The sequence below is a fragment of the Inquilinus sp. genome (assembly GCF_057815775.1).
In genome coordinates this window covers 1-2,476 of sequence record NZ_JBYRFX010001086.1, presented here as the reverse complement: position 1 = coordinate 2,476, position 2,476 = coordinate 1, and the positions used below count along the sequence as shown (strand labels likewise).

Here is a 2,476-nt window from a genome sequence, read left to right as displayed (position 1 = left end):
CTATCCCCTGGTGTTCAAGCTGAAGGGCCGGCTCGCGGGGCTCGATCCCGACCTGGATCCGGATTTCCAGGACCGCCCGCTGGGCGCGACCGTCGCCCTGATCTGCCGGGGCCTGAGCCTCAAGCCCGACTGGTCGCAATGGGCCCAGGAGGATTGGGCCCTGGCCGAAGCCCGCGACCGGGCGCCGGGCTCGCCTTACGCCGGGCCGACTGCCGCCAAGCCCGACACAAGCTGACGTAGGTTGGGTTCGCCTGGCAAACCCAACATCGCGCCGCCCGGGCCATTGTTGGGTTCGCGACGCGTACCCAACCTCCCCAAGCCGTCCATCCCTCGCCGTCATTGCGAGGAGGCGAAGCCGACGAAGCAATCCATGGCGCCGGTATGGGCTGCCGCCCGATGGATTGCTTCGCTGCGCTCGCAATGACGGTGTGGGAGGACTGAAACACCTCTCACCTTGCCGTGCAGGCGAGCATCACCCCAGGTGGAAATTGGCGATGGCGCCCATGCGGCTGCGGTCGCCGGGATGGCGGTCGCCGCCGCGGCGCATGTGGCGCAGACGGCGCAGTTCCGGCACGCCGCAGCCGGCGAGATGGGCCAGCATCGCCGTGTTGATCGAGGGCAAGGTGATGACCGCCGGATTGTCCGGGCCTGCCGCCGGCAGCGCGGCCATCAGCGCCGCCGCGACCTCCTGCGTCTCGGCCAGGACCGGGCCGATCCGGTCCGCCTGGCGCATGCCATAGCCGAGGACGCGCCCGTCCCGGCGGCACACGACGCCCTCCGGCTGTTCCCGGAACAGCGCGGCCAGCGCCATCGACCGGTCGGCGCCGAACACGGTGGCGTCATAGGCGGCGACCTCGGCCAGATCCGCCGCCGTCAGTGCGGTGATGCCGGGCACCGGTGGGGCTGGAATCGGTCCCCGTGCCTCCAGCACCACGGCCTGGTCGTCGTCGCCAAAGCCGAGCTTCTCGTACATCGGCGCGCCGGCGACCGTGGCATCCAGCAGGGTCGGGAGATGATCGGGCACCGGGGCCAGCGCCGCATCGACGACGCGGCGGCCGAAGCCCCGCCCCTGCATCGCCGGGTCGGTGGCGACGATGCCGAGATAAGCCACCGTGCCGTAATCGACGATCGCCGCCGCGGCGCGCAGCGCGCCCTCCGCCACCAGCACATGGATCGTCGCATTGGCCATGCCGGCCAGCCGGGCCACGGCGGGGCTGAAGCGCGGATGGCCGAAGGCGGCGGCCAGCAGCGCGCCCAGTTCATCTTCCTCGCCCGGCCGCAACAGCCGGCAGACGGGCTGGTCGAGCACGGCGGTCATCGGACGGCACCGGCGGCATTCAGGGCCCGGAACGGGAAGGACATGGGGTCGCCTCGACAAGTACGCTGCCGCCAACTTCGCCCGACGGTGCGGCGGTTGGAAGACCCCCGGGGCGACGGACAGCCATGACATTGTCGCACCACGGCCGAACCGAGGCTTGCAGAGGCCGGCCGGCCGGTCTATTTTCAAAGCATGGGCTTTGACAATGAGCACATCGACCCCCCGGTGTCGACGGCGGAGCGGCTGCTGCTGCTGCTGAAGACGCGCGGCAGCCAGAGCGCCTCGGCGCTGGGCAGCGCGCTGGGCACAACCGGCGAGGCGGCGCGGCAGCAGCTGGTGAAGCTGGCCGAGGCCGGGCTGGTGGAGTCGGCACCGCAGCGTGCCGGCGTCGGCCGGCCGCTGCAGCTCTGGTCCCTCACCACGCTCGGCCATGCCCGCTTCCCCGATGGCCATGCCGACATGGTCACCGGGCTGATCGCCGGCATCCGGCGGGAATTCGGCGACGACGCGCTCGACCGGCTGATCAGCGCACGCGAGGCCGAGACCTTCACCCGGTACCAGGGCGCGCTGGCCGGAGCCACCACCCTGCGCGACCGCATCGCGGCCCTGACTGGCCTTCGCTCGAGCGAGGGCTACATGGCTGGGTGGGAGGAAGACGAAAACGGCTTCCTTCTCGTCGAGAATCATTGTCCGATCTGCGCCGCGGCGGCGGCCTGCCAGGGCTTCTGCCGCAGCGAACTCGATCTGTTCCGCCGCGTGCTCGGGCCACAGGCCCGGGTCGAGCGCACGGAGCATATTCAGGCGGGGGCGCGCCGTTGCGCCTACCGCATCCTTCCACAACCAAGCCGACCAGAAAGAGAGCACAACCATGGCGTTTGAACTCCCCCAGCTGCCGTTCTCGCAGAACGCCCTCGCCGAGCGCGGCATGTGCCAGGAGACGCTTGAGCTCCACCACGGCAAGCATCATCAGGCCTATGTCACGGCCCTGAACGGCTTCGTGGAGAAGAACCCGGCGCTGCAGGGCAAGTCGCTGGAGGAGATCATAAAGCTCTCCCACGGCCAGAACGACCTTGCCCCGGTCTTCAACAATGCCGGCCAGCATTGGAACCATATGCTGTTCTGGAAGAACATGTCGCCCACGGGCGGCAAGCTTCCCGG

4 protein-coding genes are annotated in these 2,476 nt (G+C 69.9%); 3 read left to right on the top strand and 1 reads right to left on the bottom strand.

Going from position 1 to position 2,476, the window contains the following annotated elements; all coding sequences use genetic code 11:
• Nucleotides 1-235 (top strand): hypothetical protein (locus AC3XYG_RS38860; protein ID WP_489145264.1); only part of this gene is annotated, 235 nt, incomplete at its 5' end.
• 237 nt (nt 236-472) lie between these two features.
• Here the strand turns inward: AC3XYG_RS38860 and AC3XYG_RS38855 are convergent.
• Complete coding sequence (locus tag AC3XYG_RS38855; RefSeq protein ID WP_489145263.1) at nt 473-1,318, bottom strand: GNAT family N-acetyltransferase; 846 nt, start codon at nt 1,316-1,318, stop codon at nt 473-475.
• Nucleotides 1,319-1,510: 192 nt separating this feature from the next.
• Between AC3XYG_RS38855 and AC3XYG_RS38850 the strand changes: the two genes are divergently transcribed.
• Together AC3XYG_RS38850 and AC3XYG_RS38845 are read left to right on the top strand one after the other, a co-directional pair.
• A complete protein-coding gene (locus AC3XYG_RS38850; RefSeq protein WP_489145262.1) occupies nt 1,511-2,197 on the top strand; it encodes a helix-turn-helix transcriptional regulator in 687 nt (228 codons plus the stop codon).
• Nucleotides 2,187-2,476, top strand: a 290-nt coding sequence (locus AC3XYG_RS38845; protein ID WP_489145261.1) for a superoxide dismutase, incomplete at its 3' end; no start/stop codon positions are given. The genes AC3XYG_RS38850 and AC3XYG_RS38845, both read left to right, overlap by 11 nt.

What these genes read in the sequence shown, in the direction of transcription:
- AC3XYG_RS38855 (WP_489145263.1), bottom strand. Translation starts at nt 1,318, where the DNA reads ATGACCGCCGTGCTCGACCAGCCCGTCTGCCGGCTGTTGCGGCCGGGC.
- AC3XYG_RS38850 (WP_489145262.1), top strand. Translation starts at nt 1,511, where the DNA reads ATGGGCTTTGACAATGAGCACATCGACCCCCCGGTGTCGACGGCGGAG.